The sequence below is a fragment of the Streptomyces sp. NPDC001493 genome (assembly GCF_053597235.1).
The window spans coordinates 130,844-148,038 of sequence record NZ_JBSFHV010000003.1; the positions used below are offsets into that span (position 1 = coordinate 130,844).

The following is a 17,195-nucleotide window of genomic DNA, read 5'->3' on the forward strand; positions in this document are numbered from 1 at the left end:
CCAGGGGGCCGTTTAGGGGGAATTTAGGAGATCAACTTCCGGGCCAGATCTCCTGCCACCCCAACGTCTCCATGGCCCTGACGAAGCGACGCTCGAACGCATCCAGCCGATGCTGTCGCATCGTCGGCGTCGGGTGCTGGTAGGTGCCCTTGATGCCAGGGTACTTGTGCCCCGACTGCTCGTGGGCGAGCACTGGATTCACTTCGTCCTCGGCCTGCCACGTGTCGTGAGTGTGCCTCAGCGCCCGCATCGTGAGGCCCGGCATGATCGGGTCCCACCCTTCCTTCAGGGCGGTCCCCCGCGCCTTCGGCCGGGGGTCCCGCCCGTCGGCAGCAGGCCGGATGATCCGGAACCACTCGCTTCTCCACCACCACTTGCCCGTGGGCGTGCAGAACACCCACTCATACGGCCACTCCGCCAGATGCTTTTCCAGGAGGATACGGAGGAACGGCGCCACGTCGATGGCGCGCGCCGACTTCGGATTCTTGGGAGGCTCCAACCCGCGGAAGGTTTTCCGCTTCCCCTCCTCGGTCCGCTTGTAGTACTCGGCCAGGGCGCCCACATCGGGGTCGACCCGGATGATCGGACACGTGAACGTCCCGCCCGCGTACCGCTGCTGTCGCTCCAGAAGCGCGTTGTCGCGGTGCAGGCCGGCCAGCTCCTCCCACCGGAGGCCCGTGAAGGCAGTGGTCAGCACGTGGAGGCCGTAGGCGGGGCCGAGGCGTCGCGCCAGCTGGAGCACCACCTCGGTGGGTGCCCACAACTCCTCCTCGGACTTCTTCGGGGCGGGGTCAGGCGGTAGGCCGGTGAGGCGTCGGCCAGCCAATGGGTTGACCTGGAGGTACCGCTTGTCCACCGCACCGTTCAGGATCCTCGTGAGCAGCTGCACGCTGTCCTTCGTGGTGCTGCGGGCGCACGTCATGGTTCGGGCCCACGCTTCAACGTCGAACCAGTTGAACGCGATGAGGGGAGTGTGCTCCCACTTCGGAAGAATGTGTGCGTCGAGGCGTTCCCAGCGGTTCATCGTCGTCCGCCCGCGCGGGGTCTGCACCGCCATCCACTCGCGTACGAACTCGCCGAGCTGCGTCTGGCTGAGCTTGGGATCGACCCACGCCCCGGCGCGGATCAGAGTCTCCTGCTCCCCACCCCACTCCTTCGCCAACTTCGCGGTGGGGAAGCCGGGCCTGAATCCGGGCTTTCCGTCGGGCTTCTTGTAGACCGCCCGCCAGGTGAATGCCTTCGTCTTGACCCCGTTGCGGACCTTGTAGACCTTCTCCGCGTACGCCATCGCCGTCTCCCCTCAGCTCGCGAGGCGGAGGGAGCAGGGGCTGGCCGAGGCGAGGCTCTCGCCGCCGACTGCGGCGAGAGCCTGCTCGATGGCGACCCGCCCGTCGGCGGTCATCTGACCGCCGACGAGGAGGGAGGTGTCCGCGTACACCTGCGTGTGCACGGGCTGCCGATCCGCCGAGGCGAGGATGCCGGCCGGAAGGTCAGCGATAAGGACGTGCACACACATTCGATCTCCCCGTTGCCGTGTGGTCGTGCGGTAGGTCAGCCCCAGCCCAGGTCGAGCGGGTGGACGGTGGTGGGGGTGGGCGACGGGGTGGCCGCGTCGGATCCGGTGCTGCCCCAGCCGAGGTCGGCGGGGGTGGCGACGGGGGTGGTGGTGCTGGTCTCCTCGGCGGAGGCCGGGATGGCGGTGGCGGCGAGGCCGGCGGCCAGGATCGCGCTCGCGGCCAGGATGCGGATGCGGGTCTTCATGGTGACGCCCTCCAAGTGACTCGAACATATGCTCGATGATGTTGCGGCATCGAAATACTGGCATGCGGCGGGCGTGAGAAACCAGGGCTTTGGTCGGTTTCCTCGTGCCAGAATGGGCACTTGCCGATTCACGCAAGCGCAACACATGGGGGATGTGCGGATGTTGAGAAAAAGTTTGAGCACTTTTGAGGCTGCGACATACCAGGCCGTGGCGGCTGGCGACTCCGTCGAGCCCGGCCCCGTGACCGATCGGCTTGCCGAACTCGGCCTCATTGAGCGCCAGCCGCACGGCACCTGGGTCGCGCATGATCCGCGCGCCGTGGCTCACGACCTGCTTGGCGGCGCACTGGACGACCTCCGGGCGCTGGTCGACCGGATACACAACGTCCCCGCCTTGGAGTCGCTCACGGACGCCTACGACCCACACCGTATGTACGGTGGCCCCGCCTCCGAATTCCTCCCCAGCAGGGATGGGATGAATGCCCGCATAGGGGACGTCTCGGCGAGTGCCGCCGAGTCCGTTTTGACAGCCCAGCCGGGCGCTCCGGCGGATCGAGACCCTGCGGTCGTGGCAATGGGTGCACGGCGTGTGGTGGGCGCCCTGGAGGCGGGGGTCTCTGTGCGAAGCCTCTACGCCAGTGCGGCCGTCAGCCACAACCAGACGGCGTCCTACGTCTCCGAGATTATCGACGCTGGCGCCGAAGTGCGGACACTCAGCGGGGTCTTCCCTCGGCTGATGATCGTCGATGGGCGTCACCTCTTTGTCGACAACCACGTCGTCAGCGGGGCGGGTCCCGACGCGGGCTGGCACGTCTCCGACCGGGCCAGCGTGGCGTGGGCCGAGCGCGTCTTCGAGGCCCTGTGGGACAGGGGTGTCCGGTGGGGCGACGCCAAACCGCGGGCAGGCAGCGTGACGACCGATCGGCAGCGTCAGATCCTTGGTGAGCTTGAGGCTGGCTGGAACAAGCAGCAGGCAGCGAAGCGGCTGGGGATCTCCGAGCGCACCGTGACTGGTGAACTGAGCCAACTGCGGGAGAAGTTGGGGATGCGCACGCTGTACCAGGTGATGGCATGGTGGGCGAGCAGCAGGGATCGGCAGCCTTCGTAGCATCCGGCACCCCCTCACCTCGCGATCTTGCTGCGGAGCGGTGCGCCGTTCAAGATCAAAAAAAGCAGCTACGTAGCTACTGACATCAGCTTATGCGGCGGCAAGCGTATGTCGAGTGCCGTCCCAAGATCATCCGCCCTGGCTCCTCTCCGAGCGCCGACTCCTCGGCGACCGGACCCGCGAGCAGCGGATGCGGCAGAACTTGACCCAGGAGGCGCTTGCCGAGCGAGCGGGCATCTCTCGGGACACCGTCCACCGCGTAGAGCGCGGGACGAACGACCCGCGCTTCTCGGACCTCCTCCGTATTTGCCGCGCGCTGGAGATCCGGCTCAGCGACCTCGTGCGGTAACCCTGCCTGCACCCCGGCCGCCGCCGACCTCGGGTGCGGGCAGGAGCTCAGCGGCGCGGCCCAGGCCTCGGTGCCGGGGCTGGCATCGCGTCGAGCTGCTGGTGCAGCATCGAGGGCGACGCCCGCCGGACGGTGCACGCCGGGTCGCCCGCCGGGTGAGCGTAGGCGTCCTCGCGGGCGCCCGACGCCGAGTGTCCCTCGGAGACGACGATGGCGTTGCTGGCGATCGTGCGGTCGCAGTCGACGCAGTACCGGGGGAAGGTCATCGGCGAACCTTCCGCCAGGCGCGGCCGAGGCGTACCGAGGTGGGACAAGCCGCGTTCGCGCGGCACGTCGAACACTGCTCAGTGTGGAAGAGCCAAGCGCGGTACGCGCGGTCCCCGGCGCCAAGCTGCTCAGCGTGTGGCTTCATCGTGCCACCGCCGCTCGTGTCGCCCGCGGGCTCATCGCGTCCTCCAGTGCGGCGCGCAGGGCCGCGGCATCCGTCGTCCACGCCCCGGGTCCGGGACAGACGCGCCAGTGTGGGCCCGGCCCCTCCGTCCGACGCTCGGGCGGGATGACGAGGTGGGCCGCAACGCCGATCGGACGAGTCCCGGGTACGTCCCAGTCGGGCACGATGGCCGGGGAAACGAACCAGTAGAGGGCCTCATCGTGCGCGAGGACCGCTCCGGAGCGGATGCCGAGGATGCCGACGGCGTCGAGGCCAACGCTGCGGGGTACGCGGATTGCGGCCCACTCTTCTCGGGCGGCGGGTCGTGGCATCGCATCTCCTCGGTCTCGGTGACGGGAGCTCAGCATTGCCCGCAACGAGATTCATTCCGAGGACTTTGGGGGGACTCTTGACTGCGCAGAAAAGGACTTTGATACGGCAGTTCGAGTGATGAGTGGTCAGGGTGAGGACGTGCTGTGACACTGGGAGCAGCGAGCTACCCAGGAGGAGCAGAGTGCCACCGACGTCCAGTAACCACCGTCTCAAGTCGGCCCGCCTTGCTGCGGGTTACCGCTCACAGAAGGCCCTCGCTGAAGCTCTCGGCGTCGACGTCCGACAGGTCCGCCGATGGGAGGGTGCTACCCCACCGTGGCCGCGCCCGGACATGCAGCAGGCGCTCGTCCGCGTCCTTGGCCAAGACCTCGACGGTCTGGGCTTCACCCCTCCGCCTGGGGTCGACCCCGTGCGCCGGCGTCTCGTCGGGGCGACGGTCGCCGCCGTTGGCCTGGCGGCCGTCCCTTCGCAGGCGGTCGCCACGATGCAACCTGCTTCGGTCGCGCAGGACTTCGCGGCCGTGACCCGCTCGCACCGCCGCCTCTACTGGTCCGTCGCCCCAGCCACCCTGCACCCGGCGGCCATTGCGCACGCCACCCTGGGGTGCGCGCTGCTCCCTGAAACCGCCGGGCAGACCCGTGCCACGGTGGCGGAAGCCCTTGCGGAGACGTGGCTGCTGGCCGGCCGCATTGAGTTCTTCGACCTGCGCGAGCCGGACCGTGCCTCGGCCACCTGGCTCCGCGCGCTCCAGGCGGCGGGCGAGGCGGACGACGCGCTCCTCGGCGCCGCGATCCTCGCGCACACCGCCTTCATCCCCGCCTGGGTTGGCCGCCGCGAGGACGCGGTTGAGCGGATGGTGGCTGCCCGGACCTATGCCCGGCGCGGCCCGGCCAGCGCCGAGCTCCTCGCCTGGCTCGACGCGGTCGAGGCCGAGTGCGAGACCCGCGCCGGGAACACGCGCACCGCGCTGCACCTGATCGCGCACGGCGAGGACGTGCTCGCGGCTGGCGGCGACGAGCAGTCGCCCAGCTGGCTGGACTGGTTCTCACCTGTCCGGCTGCTCGCTTTCAAGGGGAACACCCAACTCGCCGCCGGCCACCTGCCCCAGGCGCGGGCGACCCTGCATCAGGCCTTGGACCAGCTGCCTGCCGCAGAGGACAAGCAGCGGAGCGTCCTCCTCGGCGACCTTGCTGCCGTGGAGGCGGCCGCTGGACAGCCGGAGGCCGCCTGCACCTACGCCTGCCAGGCCCTCGACCAGCTGGAGATCACCTGGTACGCAACGGGCATGGACCGGGTGCGCGAGGTCCGGCGGACGTTGGCCCCGCACCAGCACGAGCAGTGCGTCCGTGACCTCGATGACAGGCTCTACGGGTGGTCGACGACCGTCAGCGCCCTTGCGCGTTGAACTTGGCGATGCAGTCGGCGAGTTCGGCGAGAGACTCGATGCGGAAGGTCGGCAGGTTGCGAGCTTCCTGGGTGGACCACTGGATGGTTCCCCACGGGCCCCGGCGGATGAGAGCCGTCTTCATCCTGGCCGCGATGGCCGGCTTCAGATCGTTGTCGACGCGGTCGCCGACGTACAGAATCTCGCCGGGCTCGGCCGGGACGACCTCGGCGACGCGGACGAAGAACTCCGGGTCCGGTTTGCTCGCGCCCCAGTCGTCCGAGGTGCCGATCAGGTCGACGTCGGCAGTGAACAACTCTCGGAGGATTCCGCCGGCGCGCACCGTCTGGTTGCCCGCGATGCCGAGCCAGAGGCCGTCCGCCCGGAGCTGTGCGAGCGCGGGGCGGACGTCGGGGTACAGGTCGTCCTCGCCGAAGTGCTCGGGCTGGCCCGCGTCCGCGCGGGCCTGGCGCTCGGCGTAGAGGTCGAAGCCGGGCTGGAACTCTTGGAACACGTCCCGATAGTCGCGGCCCTGGGCGATGACGGCGCCGAACATCGCCGCGAAGGTATGACGGGGCACGTGGAGCCAGTCAGCCCAGGTGCCGTACTCCCTGGTCTCGTCCACCAGGCACTCGCCGACGTCAAATACGACTGCTCGAATCATGGCGGGATCCTATGCACCTCTCCCGTAGAGCCGGAGCCGACCCCTATCCTGACCGCATGCCCTCACTCCGGTCCGACGCAGCTCCTGCGCGCCCGCTGCCCGCGGTCAACGCGGACATCCGCGCGCTGTGGCAGCGCGGCGGCGGGCGGCTCTCGCCGGAGGGGCGCCGCGAGTACGAGCGGCTCCTCGGCGAGTGGACTGCGGCCGTCCGAGGGGACACCGCCGAAGCGGCATGACCTGCGGGTGAGTGGCCGGAGTGACGCGGCTACGATCCGCCTCGTGGCAATCGAACTGACCGACGAACTGATCGAGCTGGAACGCGCCGCCTGGGCGGAGCAGCAGGATGGGCGGCTGACCGTGTCGACCGCCGCGGCCGTGCAGGCGGCGATCACCGCGCACGCCGCCGCGACCGGGCAGAACCGGTACGAGGTGGAGAAGTCGCTGAAGCGGCTCGTGCGGCACCCGGAGGAGTCGGACGCCTGACCTACGCGCTCTGCGCGGCCACGGTGCCCTGCCCGTCGCACTCGGGGCATTGGACGACCGCCGGGTCCTGGCAGGCGGGGCTGTTGCACGTGTGCGCGTAGGGGTTGGCGACCCGTCCCGCACCGAGGCAGTCGAGGCAGAGCGCGCGGCCGGCGGGGGCGACGGTGGTGTCGGTCATGGGCTCATGGTGCCGGGCGGGGCGGCGACCCCGGAGCGGAATGCTGGAGTCTGCACCCGGTCGTAGACTCGAACATATGCCCGATCTGCCACCCGATGCCGACCGCCTCCGCGTCCTTCGTACCTACCTCGCGCTCCAGCTCGCCGAGGTCGACCGGGCGCTCGCGGCGGCCGAGCGGCAGGCAGCCCCGGTGCAGCAACCCGCCCGCGCCGCCGCGCCGTCCGCGCCCCGGCGCGCCGCCACCCCGGCGTTCGGCGCCGCGCGCATCGGGCTCGGCCCGGACGAGGAGATCCACCGGGGCGACTGCTGGGCGTCCGGCGCCGAGATGCGCCCGCTCACCCGGGAGGACGCGGCCGCCCATCTCGCGGCGGGGACGCCCCCGTGCGACGTCTGCCAGCCCGAGCGGGTGCTCCTCCGGCGGGACTGACCCGTCCCTGTAGCTGCGGGGTTTTGCGGCCTGCGGTTCGCCACCGGCGCCAGGGTGCGCTGGCTGAGCCGCGAGGTGCGGTTACTTTCCGCGCATTCTTATAGGGCAGAACCGCAGGTCAGGCACGACGAATCGCCCCCGCCCGGCCGAGGTGGCCAGGACGGGGGCGTGGTGGTGGTCAGTCGATGCTGTACGGGATGAGCTCCAGCGGGACTTCCTCGGGCCGGTCGCCGTGCGCGCGGAGACGGCGCTGCTGCCGGCGGACGATCCGCATGGCGGACCGGAGGAGCTTCTCCAGCGCGCTGACTTCCGCCTTCTTCGTCTCGACCAGCGCCGTCAAATGGTCGACCTTCCGCTCCAGCCGTTCGAACCGCTGCCAGATCTCCGGGGACACCTTCAGCTCGTCCTCATCCTCCCCGGGGCCCGGCCGGGAAATCCGCGCCACGAGGATCGCGGCCAGGCCCCCGATCGCCGCTGCGATGACGCCGAAGACCGAGTCCTCACCGCCCACATCGCCCTCCTCTCTCGCACGTACAGATGCGCCTCTGCCTCCCCGTGAGCGCGGCGACGATGACCAGCAGCAGCAGGATGACCCCGTACACCGGGACGGTCGCCCACCCGGGCGGGTACCGGCCGCTGACGGCCGCCGCGAGGTAGGCCAATGCCCACCACGCGGGCGGCCCGGCGACCGCGCCGAACCCCCAGACGTCCCGGCCGGGACGACGGAGCCCGGCGGCCAGGCCGAGGAGCCCGCAGCCGATCCACACCCCGCCCCAACCTTGGATGCACATGAGGTCGATGAGCGGCCCGGCGCCCGCGCGCACCGCGGGCCGGTCGGTAAGGAGCAGGCCGAGACCGACGACCACCCAGGCAGCGCCGGTCCCAGCCAGGGCGAGGCCACGCCAGCCGAGGTGCCGCCACAGGGCGGCCCGCACTACACGCCCCGGGCGAGGCTGGCGCTGTTGCGCACGTCGCGGAGCCGGGCGGCCACGCCCTTCAGCACCGCGAACCCGGCGGCGGCCCCGGCGGTCGCGGCGGACTCCCACATGGACAGGTCGAACGGGGCGGTGACGACCAGGGCGCCGACGAACGCCTCCAGCCCGGTCGACACGACGCGCTCGCCGAGGTCGCGGGCGTAGGTCCCGGCGGTCTTCAGGACGGTCTCGGTGCTGGGCAGCGGGAACGGGGTCTCGGACATGGTCAGGCCTCCAGCTTCTTGGCGAGGGCGATCAGGGTCTTGTCGATGCGGCGGACCCGGGTGACGAGGTCGCTGAAGACGCTCCGCCCGGACCAGAAGTGCTGCGGGGACTTCTTGTCCGCGCTGTAGTCGGCGGCGTCCGCCGGGGCGTCGAACTTGTCGGCGGCAAGCAGTCGGTCGACCACGAGGTCGGCCAGCTTCGCCATGTCGGCAGGGGTCATCTCGTCCTCCTCGGACGTGGTGTTGGTGGGTACGGGGGCGCCGGTGGCGCGGGCGACGATGCCGGGGAACACGACCGTCTTGAACTGGGCGATGCGGACGGCACCGGGGCACGCGGTCCCGGACGTTGACCACTGGGGGAACATCGAGTGGTAGCCGAACCCCGGGTCATCGTGGGTGCGGCAGATCCGCAGCGGGATGCCGTGCGTCTCGTGCAGCCACACGCCGAGCTGGATCAGCTCCTCGACCTGGGCGTCGGTCCACGGGTCGGTGCCCTCGGTGTTCGACGCGGTCTCCGCCGACACGGCCCCGGTGCCGTCGGCCCGCAGGTTCGCGCCGGCGTTCGCGTCGGCCCGGGTCTGCGTGCCGATGAACTGGCCGACGTCCCCCTCGTAGCCGATGCCGAAGTGGGACTCCAGGTTGGTGCTGTCACGCCAGTACTCGAAGACGCGCTTCGCCGTCCACGGGGCGATGATCGAGTGCACGATGAACTGCGTCGGCCGGATCGCCGGTTGGGCGTCCGACTCGGGTTGCAGCTCGTACTTCGTGGCTCTCGGATACCAGGCCATCAGGTCTCCAGACATGCAGGAGGCCCCGGGCCAGCGGCGCGGGGCGGAACGGTTGGGCTGGGTCAGCTCGCGGTCTCGTAGGTCAGATCGATGCGCAGGGTGTTGGTCGCCGCCCACGTGAAGGGATTCGTGGCGCCTGCGTTCGAGAGGTTGCTGACCGAGGTGCTGGCCGGGAAAAACGTGGTGATGGACGTTGATGTCGCGCCGACCTGGGTGTTCCCGGCGACGCGGATGGACCCGAGGGCGTGGGCGACGCCGACGCGGGTGCCGGAGCCGGACGCTGCGGCGACGGGCAGGCTGATCGTCCAGGCCCCGGACCCGTAGGTCGTGGTCGAGCCCATCGTCAGCTCGATGTGGATCTGCATTGTCCGGCCGACCTTGAGGTAACGGCCGACGATCGTTCCGTTCCCCAGGACCGGGTTGGTGGTGGCTGCGGTCCACGTCGGGGTGTACGCGGTCCACGCGTCGAGGATCGACGCGAACTGGTCGCGGATCTCCTGGTTCAACTGCGCGGCCGTGACAGTCTCGCCGACCGTCCACGTCCTCGGAGAGAACGTCACGGCGTCACCTCCGGCTCGATCGGCCGGTCCGGGTTGCGCGGGTCGTCCGGGTGCCACCAGTTCCGGTACGCAGGCTTCGGCTCCAGCAGCATCTGCGCCTCGACGGCCGCAACGTCCTCGGGGAAGACCAGCGTCACCCAGCCCCACCCGCAGACCACGCACCCGTACCGCGGGTCGGTCGGGGAGATGACCTGCGCGGACCCGCAGTCACAGTCGGCCAGCCATCGGTTCTGGTTGATCCGGGCGTAGTAGGTGTCGCCGGTGTCCTCTACGGGCCGCTCTATGGGGCGCCCGGTCCGGGACTCCATGTACAAGTAGACCAGCTCGGCGCCAGGGACGTCCGCCCAGGCGTTGAGCGGCTGCGGTGCCGGCGGGGTGTAGACCGTCTCGGCACGGACGACAGGGACGATGCGGGGCATGGGGCTCCTCAGAATGCCAATCGGGTCGTGGACCCGAGGACGGAGTACACGGGGTCATCGAGGACCCACACGGTGGCGAGCGCGGTGGGTGATGTGTGGAACGCGAGGCGGTGTTGCTGGTCGCCGATGGTCTCGGTGTAGCCCTCGACGGTGACGCCCATCGAGGAGGTGGGCGCCTGCGCGGGCAGGCCGGTCACGGTCAGCGGGGTGCCGATGTCCACGGCGAGCCACTGCCGGTACGCGGTCAGACCGAGGGTGTACGCCTCGACTGTCAGCGAGCGGAGTTCGGGGTGCGGGGCGGCGTACCGCTGGAGCAGCCAGGACCCGAGGTCGGACGTGACCAGGTCGTCCATGGCGAGCGTGTCGACGGTCCGGCCGATCGGCCCCCGGGCGGCGCGCGACGCGGCGTTGACGAGTCGCTGGGTTGCGCCTCCGGGCCGGGTGACGGTCACCGAGTTGATGACGCGCTGGGTGTCGTAGGCCAGCTCGACATCCCCGGTTTCTAGATCAGCCCACGCGATGGCCAGGGTGGCGTTCGGGTTGTAGCGGACGCTGCGGCCCTGGAGCCACAGCCACGGTGCGTCCCTGTCGGCCACGAGGACACCCTGTTCGGTGGTCTCGACGCCCCGCAGGTGATCAAGGGCGGTCGAGCCGAGCGCCGCCTGCTCGGCAATCCCCGTGGTGAAAATGCCGGTGTCCCGCAATGGGATCCCGGCGTAGGCGGCGAGCCGGTGCGCGCGCTCGTCGGCGGTCTCGCCCGCGTACCCGGTCGTCCCGCACGCGTAGTGCAGGGCCAGGTCGTAGGCGGTGATCGTCGGGTCGGCGTACAGGGCGATCCCGGCGAGCGAACCGGACCAGATGGCCTTGTCGGTGTGGGTCGCGCCGACGGTGATGGTGGTCAGGTCGTTGACCTGTTGAATTCCGGCGTAGGCGCCGAGGCTGGCCCCATCGACGTACACCTCGCCGAGGGCGCTGCTGTACACCACGTGGTGCCACCGGCCGTCTGCAAGGGAAACGCTGGTCACGGTGGTGGTGACCAGCGTGCCAGCCTGCTGCGTCTCGATCGTCAGGTACCCCGTAGTGGCGTTGAGGTACATCAGCAGGACGGAGTCGCCAGCGGTTGAGGTGAGGGTGAGAATCGCACGACCGGCGAGCGAGGTCTGGAACCAGACCTCGCACAGCCACGGGCTGAACGTCCCGGCTCGGAAGTCGGCGCCGGTCGCGCCCCGGAGGAACTGGCCGGCGGTGGAACTGGCCGGAGTGAGCATCGGGGCGCCGTCGAGGCCGAGCGGGGCGGACGACGACCCGAACGCCAACGTCCCGCCCGCCCCTGCCTGCGTGACGGCCAGCGTTCCGGCGCCGCCCGATCCCGCCTCGTCGCCGGCCGACGCGGAGCCAGCCACCTCGTCGAGCATCCACAGGGCCTGCGGCCCCCACACCAGGGATTCCTGGACCAGCATCGGGCGCATCTGATCCTCGGCCCGGGACAGCACCGAGAAGATGTCTGTGGCCGTGATGGCGGACGCGGCGAGCAGGCCTTCCCACTGGACGGGCCACTGGTTGATCAGCCCCCAGTACCGCCGGTGCAGCTGCGCGCCCGTCGCAGCGAACGTGGTGGCCACTGCGCCCGTTTCGACCTGCGCGGCATCGACGTACACCAGGTCACCGGCGGCGGGCGCGGTCGACGGAATGACCTGGAGCGGCAGGACGACGGAGGTGGCGGTGAACGTGACGCTGAGCCGGGTGTAGGTGTCGTTCACTGCGGACGCGGACGAGGTGACCCCGCCCATCCGGATGCGCACCGCCACGTCCCCGGCAGGGACGCGGACGTACACGCTCGCCGTGTACCGGGCGCCGACGGTCAGTCCGTACACCGTGCTTTGGAACGACGCGCCCGCCGCCCCAGTGTCCCAGACGACGCGGGCCGCCCGGCTGCCGGACTGGACCGGTGTGCCGACGGAGACCGGGGTGCACTGGACCCACTCCCAGGTGTCCATGGCGGTGTCCTGGTCCCCCTCCAGGGACGGGTTCCTCAGGAGGTTCAGGCTGGCCGTGGCTACGCTGATCCGGATCGGCACCCCGTCCACCACGTTCGGGTAGTACGGAGATCCGCTGTTCTCCGGGGTGAACCGGCCATCCGCGTTGTCGAGCGGCAGGCTCAACGTCCCGGCCTGCGTCTGGGACAGCTGAGACTCGGCGCCCCGGGTGATGGAGACCGTGCCAGCCCACTGGGTGATATCCGTCCAGGCGACAAACCCGGCGACGGCGTCGGCAAGCGTGCTGCCGAACGCCGCCTCCACGATGAGCGTCATCCCGTCACCCCCAATCGAATGGGCTGGCCCGTGGTCAGGGCCAGCTCTGCAAGCAGCCTCTGAATCTCCTTGGCCGCGCCGATCCGGTCGATGACCCCGGAGAACGTGACGCCAAGGTTGATCACCTGCTGGTCTCCCGATGCCCTGCCGCCCGTGACCGCCGGGCGGCCGACGACCGGCCGGGCCGCCGCCATACGGCCGGTGACCGTGGCCATGGCCCGGTCGAGGAACGGCACCTGAGCGAGGGCGCCCACGCCGAGGCCCTGGGTGAAGTACCCGCCGCTCTTCGCCGCGACGGTGCTGGGCGACTTGATTCCGAGCGCCTTGCGGATCGCCTTGTCCATGCCCTTGGCGATGGTGAGCATCTGCTTCTCGATCGCCGCCTGCTGGGACTGCAGCCCCTTGAGGTAGCCCTTCCCGGCGTTCGCCCCGGAGTCGTACAGCAGGTCGGCGCCGGTGTTCCCGAGGGTGGTCGAGGCACGGTCGATGCCCAACTGGGTGGCGTTGATCGCTTTCAGCGCCGTGCTCGATGCCCCGGCCAGCGCGGACGCGTAGGCGTACCCCTGGTCCGGGCCCATGTCGAGGACCTGGCGGAGCAGACCCTTGGACAGGCCCTTCTTCGCCAAGGTGGTGACGTAGCTGGTGAACTGCCGCATCTTCGCCAGCTTCTGCTGGAGCCCGGCCTGGATCGACCCGGCGGTCACCTCCTCGTCGGAGAGGCCGAGGTTGCTCAGCTTGGCGTCGTCCCGGGCGGACGTCTTCAGCTCGGCCGAGTATGCCCGCGCCGCGGTGATCTGGGCCGCGAGGGAGTCCCGCTTGCTGGCCAGCCCCTGGAGCTTGGCCGTGTCGCGGTTGACCATGGCGACGAGGCGACTGTCCTTCGTGCTCTTCGTCCCGGACCAGGCAGCCCAGATGTCCTTCGCCAGGTCCGCTGCCGTCGCCTTGATCTGCGCCTTCGAGCCGGTCATGCCGACGATGAGGCCCTTGCCCGCGTCGGCCGCGAGCGCCTTTGTCTTCTTCGACGGGGACGCGATCTGAAGCTCGTCGCGCACACCGTAGAGGATGGCCGCTCCGAGAGAGCGACCGGAGGACTCGACGCCGTCGGTCGACACGGCCATGCCGCGCCGGAGCCCCAGCCCAGCGTCACGGCCGGCCGACGCCGCGCTCGACACCATGGCCATGCTGTCGCGGTGGGAGTACACCTCCGCCCCGCCAGACCCGAAGCGCATCAGCTCCGGGCCCTCCTCGCCAACCCAGGCGAGTTCGCCCGGCTTCGGCTTGCCTCCGGAGGCGTACCCGCCGATCGAGGTTGCGAAGGAGCTCGGGTTCTTCGACGAGCGGTACTGCACCATCACGCTGACGGTCTTGCTCTGCACCGTGCCGAGCGCCGCCCGGGCCTGCGCCACCTTGGCCTGCAGGTCGGAGATCTCCGCCCGGATCGCCGCCCGGCGCGAGTCCGGAACGGACTGGAGCCGCGCCTTCGCGGAGGAGAGCTTCGCCTCCAGATCCTCCAGGTTGCCCTTGATCCGCGCCGTCTTGTCCGGCGTGGCCAGGATCTGGTCCGCGAGCTCGGCCGCCTGCGCCTTGGTCAGCCCCATCGCCTGCGCTGAGGCGAGCAACTTCGACCGGCCCCGGTCGTAGATCGCGTTCACCTCGGACCAGTCGGCGCCCGACTGCCGGGCCGCCGCAGTTGCTTCGTCGGTCCGGGCCGCGAGGTCGGACAGCGCGGTGGCCGCGGTCCGCGCCTTCTCCGAGTTCAGGTTGAGCTGGCCGCCCGACATCGAGAGCGCGCCCGCGTTGTCCTTCGCCGCCTTCGCCGCAGCGTCGATGGCGGCCTCGAACCCGATCATCCCGCCGAGGCCAGCGCGGTTCACATCGTTCAACGCCTGGATCGACTGGCGGAGCCCGTCCGCGCTGGCCTTCTGGGTGTCAAGCTTCGCCTGCACCTGCTGCGCCTGCGCCCCGAAGAGCCCCTGCGCCTGTGCCGCCAGTTGCGCCTCGAAGGCTTGGTCGGCGAGCGCCGCCTGGTAGTCGTCGAGCTTGCCGCGGAGCTCGCCCGCGCTCATGCCGTTCTTGCGCATGGCCGCCGCGAGCTGATCGAAGGCGGCCTGGGCCAGCTGCGTCTTCCCGCCCTGCACCAGGTTGGAGAGCGCCTTGTCGACGGAGTCGAGATCCGCCTTCGCGTCCCGCATCGTCGCCGAGTCCATGCCGATCAGGCCGGCCATGAACGATTCGAACTTGTCGTAGTTCGCGGGGCGCGACAGGTCGCGCAGCGAGTCGGCCAGGCCACCGAGGTCGGACCCGAAAGCGCGGGCCGCCTCGCCGCTGACCTTGCCCGTCTGGGCCAGCTTCCCCAGAGACGTGGTCAGCCGGTCGACGTCCGGCGGCGCCTGCTTGCCCATCTGAGACAGCTGGGTGACGGCCAGGACCAGGAGCCCGATAGCCGTGCCTGCCACCGCCAGCTTGGCCGCCTTCGACAAGGCGCCGATCGCGGCGCCGACCGCAGCCAGCCGACCCGGAGCTGCCGCTGCTGCTACTCGCATCGCGACGAGCTGGGTACCGAATGAGGCCATCGCGGTTCGTGCGGCACCCATGCCGACAGCTGCGAGTTGCACGGCCTTGATGGCGAGGGCGAGCTGGAGCACCGCCGCGATGGCCTCCGGGGGTACGGCCGCGACGATGCCGGTCAACGCGTTGACGACGTCGAGCATGCCGACGCCAACATCGGAACTGGCACGCAGCACGTTGACCAGCGCGTCGGCAACGTTGTGCACGGTGTCCGCGACGACTGGGCCCTGCTCGCGGGCGTAGTCCATGAACTCGGTCAGGCCGGTGCCGACCCTGCCCGAGGAGCCCGTCCGCATCAGGCGCACGAGACCGTCGTTGACGCGGTCCAGCGCGCCCGTGGCGAACGCGGTGAACTTGCTGTTGAGTCCGTCCAGCCCGGGGGACTCCATGCCCCCGGCGAGGATGGTGACCATCCGGTCCAGCTCGCCACTGGTCCCCTTGACCAGCCCGCTGGTCTTCGGCAGCAGGGCCGTCAGGATGCCCATGCCCTTGATGACCGGCCCCATCGTGTCTCCGGACAGCGAGTCCGACCACGCGTTGTACTCATCCGTCAGGACAGACTGAGCTGCCGCCGCGCGCCGTGTCTCTGGCGGCATGGTGGCCAGGGTGCGGAGGTAGTCCAGCTGTGCGGTGACCGCCGCCTCGGACCGCTCGCCGGACGCCTCGACCGCGTCGGTGTACTTCTTCTCCGCCTCGGCGGCCTCGGTCATCGCGGAGATCTGCGGACCGAGCGCCGCCGCGTAGGCACCAGCCGCCACCGCGGCGGCACCGGCTCCGGCCGCGAGCGGGGCAAGGGACGCGGCAGCCGGGATCGCCGCCGGGCCCAGGGCAATGAGGGCGCCCTTCAGCCGGGACGCCGCCTTCTCCCCGAGGCCGGTGCTCCTCTCCATCGCGGCCATACGGTCCGTGGTCGACCGCCCGAGGCGGTTCATCGCCGCCTCGCCGTTGATCGACGCAGTCAGCATGCGCCGGCCGAGGCGGGTCGCATTGTCGCCGATCCGGTCGAGGACGCGGGATGCACCGTCGCGGGCGTCGATCAGGAACGTAAGGCGAGTTGCCATCACTCACCTCCGGATTGCTGGGCCTGCTGGTGGGCGTCCAGCCAGCAGACGAGGGAGTAGAAGTCCTCGACTTGCTGCCGGTCGACGACGTCCGGCGGCATGTTCAGGAGGTGAGCGAAGAGTCCGAGGTACTCACTGCGGAGAGCGTTGACGTCCCGGTCGCAGAGCTCGTCGGCCCGGGTACGGACTCCGCCACGGGCTCCGGCTCCTCGAGGGCTTTTCCCTCGGTCGCCTCGGCCTGACGCTTCCCGATGTACGCACGAGCGTGCTCCGGGTCAGCGGCGGCGGCCGGGACCTCGCGCAGCGCGTGCGCGATCCCCTCGGCCGTCACCTCGGGGTCGGTGCCCAGCAGGCCGAAGGCGCCGTCGATCCAGGTCTCGATCTCGCCCTTGTCATACCGGGTGACCATCTCGTCCACCCCGGGGTCGAACTCGGCGAACCGTAGGGTCGGGGTCTGCCGCTTGCGCAGCACCCAGACGACCGCGCGCATCGCGTCGAGGTCTTCGTCGACCAGGCCCTGCTTGACCTCCGGCCACTTCTGGTCGATGGTTCGGGCCACGATCGACGCCTCCGACGTCAGCAGCGACCTTGCGTCGTAGTCCTCCGGCGCCCCACCGGCGGGCGTGTACCTGATGATCAAAGCGGGCTCCTACTCGATACGGCGGCGCACGTCGTCCACGACGCGGGCCACCTCGGACTGCATACGGGGGGTGTGGCGGCGGACGGTCTTGTCCCACCACAGGGGCGTCGCGGTCTGGGTGGCCCAGCGCTTCCGGTTGCCGAACACGGGGTGCCGGAGTCGGCCGTCGTTCAGCCGGTCCAGGACGCCCATCGGGATGTCGCGCGGCAGCAGGCCCTTGTCGACGAACACCCGGGCACCCGGGTTGCCGGAGGTGCGGACACTGATCCGGATCGCGGCGGCGATCGACGCGCGCAGCGGCCGGGTCGTCGGGGACCGGCCGCCGCGCTTCCCCGAGCTGCGGCCGGCCGACTGGATCGACAGGCCGCGGATCGTGGACTGCAGGTCGTCCCGCAGCGGTTCGGCTGCGCGCCGCACCCGGCGCTGCATGGACGACCGGATGTTCTCGTGCCCGGCCGACCGCAGGCGCCGCTGAAGCTCCAGCAGCTGGCCGGTGCCGACGATCTGAAAGGAGGACGGCACGCCGGATCTC

The 17,195-nt window shown here is 70.4% G+C and carries 22 protein-coding genes; 6 read left to right on the plus strand and 16 right to left on the minus strand.

All coding sequences use genetic code 11. From position 1 onward, the window contains the following. Positions 1-31: 31 nt before the first annotated feature. From ACWCWD_RS05745 to ACWCWD_RS05755, 3 genes are read right to left on the minus strand one after another with little or no spacing between them, the layout of a single operon-like run. The gene (locus tag ACWCWD_RS05745) at positions 32-1,288 is read right to left on the minus strand and encodes a hypothetical protein (RefSeq protein WP_450770539.1); all 1,257 of its coding nucleotides are present in this window, start codon (positions 1,286-1,288) and stop codon (positions 32-34) included. Between the two features lie 12 nt (positions 1,289-1,300). Beyond that, positions 1,301-1,510, minus strand: coding sequence for a hypothetical protein (locus ACWCWD_RS05750; RefSeq protein ID WP_450770541.1), 210 nt, complete (start codon positions 1,508-1,510; stop codon positions 1,301-1,303). A 41-nt stretch (positions 1,511-1,551) separates the two neighbouring features. Next, a complete protein-coding gene (locus ACWCWD_RS05755; RefSeq protein ID WP_450770542.1) occupies positions 1,552-1,761 on the minus strand; it encodes a hypothetical protein in 210 nt (69 codons plus the stop codon). A gap of 28 nt (positions 1,762-1,789) precedes the next feature. Here ACWCWD_RS05755 and ACWCWD_RS05760 point away from each other — a divergent pair, with 28 nt between their 5' ends. Together ACWCWD_RS05760 and ACWCWD_RS05765 are read left to right on the plus strand one after the other, a co-directional pair. Next, positions 1,790-2,869: a LuxR C-terminal-related transcriptional regulator gene (locus tag ACWCWD_RS05760; RefSeq protein ID WP_450770544.1), complete on the plus strand. Its 1,080-nt coding sequence runs from the start codon at positions 1,790-1,792 to the stop codon at positions 2,867-2,869. A 115-nt stretch (positions 2,870-2,984) separates the two neighbouring features. Further along, entirely contained in the window at positions 2,985-3,218 is a 234-nt protein-coding gene (locus ACWCWD_RS05765; protein WP_450770546.1) for a helix-turn-helix domain-containing protein, read from the plus strand. A 47-nt stretch (positions 3,219-3,265) separates the two neighbouring features. Here the strand turns inward: ACWCWD_RS05765 and ACWCWD_RS05770 are convergent, their stop codons facing one another. Continuing rightward, positions 3,266-3,484 carry a hypothetical protein gene (locus ACWCWD_RS05770; RefSeq protein WP_450770548.1) on the minus strand — a complete coding sequence of 73 codons (219 nt, stop codon included), beginning with the start codon at positions 3,482-3,484 and terminating at the stop codon, positions 3,266-3,268. A 678-nt stretch (positions 3,485-4,162) separates the two neighbouring features. On the opposite strand from ACWCWD_RS05770, the gene ACWCWD_RS05775 reads away from it, so the two are divergent. Beyond that, on the plus strand, positions 4,163-5,386 hold the full coding sequence (locus ACWCWD_RS05775) for a helix-turn-helix domain-containing protein (protein ID WP_450770549.1): 1,224 nt from the start codon (positions 4,163-4,165) through the stop codon (positions 5,384-5,386). On the opposite strand, the gene ACWCWD_RS05780 is transcribed toward ACWCWD_RS05775, so the two are convergent. Continuing rightward, a complete protein-coding gene (locus tag ACWCWD_RS05780; protein WP_450770551.1) occupies positions 5,367-6,029 on the minus strand; it encodes an HAD family hydrolase in 663 nt (220 codons plus the stop codon). The genes ACWCWD_RS05775 and ACWCWD_RS05780 overlap by 20 nt on opposite strands. A gap of 56 nt (positions 6,030-6,085) precedes the next feature. Here ACWCWD_RS05780 and ACWCWD_RS05785 point away from each other — a divergent pair, with 56 nt between their 5' ends. Continuing rightward, complete coding sequence (locus tag ACWCWD_RS05785; RefSeq protein ID WP_450770553.1) at positions 6,086-6,265, plus strand: hypothetical protein; 180 nt, start codon at positions 6,086-6,088, stop codon at positions 6,263-6,265. 43 nt (positions 6,266-6,308) lie between these two features. Continuing rightward, positions 6,309-6,512 carry a hypothetical protein gene (locus ACWCWD_RS05790; RefSeq protein WP_450770554.1) on the plus strand — a complete coding sequence of 68 codons (204 nt, stop codon included), beginning with the start codon at positions 6,309-6,311 and terminating at the stop codon, positions 6,510-6,512. Position 6,513: 1 nt separating this feature from the next. Here ACWCWD_RS05790 and ACWCWD_RS05795 read toward each other — a convergent pair whose 3' ends face one another. Then, positions 6,514-6,690, minus strand: a complete 177-nt coding sequence (locus ACWCWD_RS05795) for a hypothetical protein (RefSeq protein ID WP_450770555.1) — start codon at positions 6,688-6,690, stop codon at positions 6,514-6,516. A 76-nt stretch (positions 6,691-6,766) separates the two neighbouring features. Between ACWCWD_RS05795 and ACWCWD_RS05800 the strand changes: the two genes are divergently transcribed. After that, positions 6,767-7,117 (plus strand): DUF6233 domain-containing protein, encoded by a 351-nt coding sequence (locus tag ACWCWD_RS05800; protein ID WP_450770557.1) that lies wholly within the window; start codon positions 6,767-6,769, stop codon positions 7,115-7,117. Between the two features lie 178 nt (positions 7,118-7,295). Here ACWCWD_RS05800 and ACWCWD_RS05805 read toward each other — a convergent pair whose 3' ends face one another. The 10 genes from ACWCWD_RS05805 to ACWCWD_RS05850 form a co-directional block, all read right to left on the minus strand. After that, positions 7,296-7,628: a hypothetical protein gene (locus ACWCWD_RS05805; RefSeq protein WP_450770558.1), complete on the minus strand. Its 333-nt coding sequence runs from the start codon at positions 7,626-7,628 to the stop codon at positions 7,296-7,298. Next, positions 7,618-8,052 carry a hypothetical protein gene (locus ACWCWD_RS05810; RefSeq protein WP_450770559.1) on the minus strand — a complete coding sequence of 145 codons (435 nt, stop codon included), beginning with the start codon at positions 8,050-8,052 and terminating at the stop codon, positions 7,618-7,620. The genes ACWCWD_RS05805 and ACWCWD_RS05810 overlap by 11 nt, the downstream gene beginning before the upstream one ends. Next, positions 8,052-8,315 carry a hypothetical protein gene (locus ACWCWD_RS05815; protein ID WP_450770561.1) on the minus strand — a complete coding sequence of 88 codons (264 nt, stop codon included), beginning with the start codon at positions 8,313-8,315 and terminating at the stop codon, positions 8,052-8,054. The genes ACWCWD_RS05810 and ACWCWD_RS05815 overlap by 1 nt, the downstream gene beginning before the upstream one ends. 2 nt (positions 8,316-8,317) lie before the next feature. Continuing rightward, positions 8,318-9,103: a peptidoglycan recognition protein family protein gene (locus ACWCWD_RS05820; protein ID WP_450770563.1), complete on the minus strand. Its 786-nt coding sequence runs from the start codon at positions 9,101-9,103 to the stop codon at positions 8,318-8,320. 62 nt (positions 9,104-9,165) lie between these two features. Further along, positions 9,166-9,663, minus strand: coding sequence for a hypothetical protein (locus tag ACWCWD_RS05825; RefSeq protein ID WP_450770565.1), 498 nt, complete (start codon positions 9,661-9,663; stop codon positions 9,166-9,168). Then, complete coding sequence (locus tag ACWCWD_RS05830; RefSeq protein WP_450770566.1) at positions 9,660-10,082, minus strand: hypothetical protein; 423 nt, start codon at positions 10,080-10,082, stop codon at positions 9,660-9,662. The genes ACWCWD_RS05825 and ACWCWD_RS05830 overlap by 4 nt, the downstream gene beginning before the upstream one ends. A gap of 8 nt (positions 10,083-10,090) precedes the next feature. Further along, a complete protein-coding gene (locus ACWCWD_RS05835) occupies positions 10,091-12,394 on the minus strand; it encodes a phage head spike fiber domain-containing protein (RefSeq protein WP_450770568.1) in 2,304 nt (767 codons plus the stop codon). Further along, positions 12,391-16,023: a hypothetical protein gene (locus ACWCWD_RS05840; RefSeq protein ID WP_450770569.1), complete on the minus strand. Its 3,633-nt coding sequence runs from the start codon at positions 16,021-16,023 to the stop codon at positions 12,391-12,393. The genes ACWCWD_RS05835 and ACWCWD_RS05840 overlap by 4 nt, the downstream gene beginning before the upstream one ends. A 103-nt stretch (positions 16,024-16,126) precedes the next feature. Next, positions 16,127-16,663 carry a hypothetical protein gene (locus ACWCWD_RS05845; RefSeq protein WP_450770571.1) on the minus strand — a complete coding sequence of 179 codons (537 nt, stop codon included), beginning with the start codon at positions 16,661-16,663 and terminating at the stop codon, positions 16,127-16,129. A gap of 9 nt (positions 16,664-16,672) precedes the next feature. Beyond that, on the minus strand, positions 16,673-17,185 hold the full coding sequence (locus tag ACWCWD_RS05850) for a hypothetical protein (RefSeq protein WP_450770572.1): 513 nt from the start codon (positions 17,183-17,185) through the stop codon (positions 16,673-16,675). Positions 17,186-17,195: the final 10 nt, after the last annotated feature.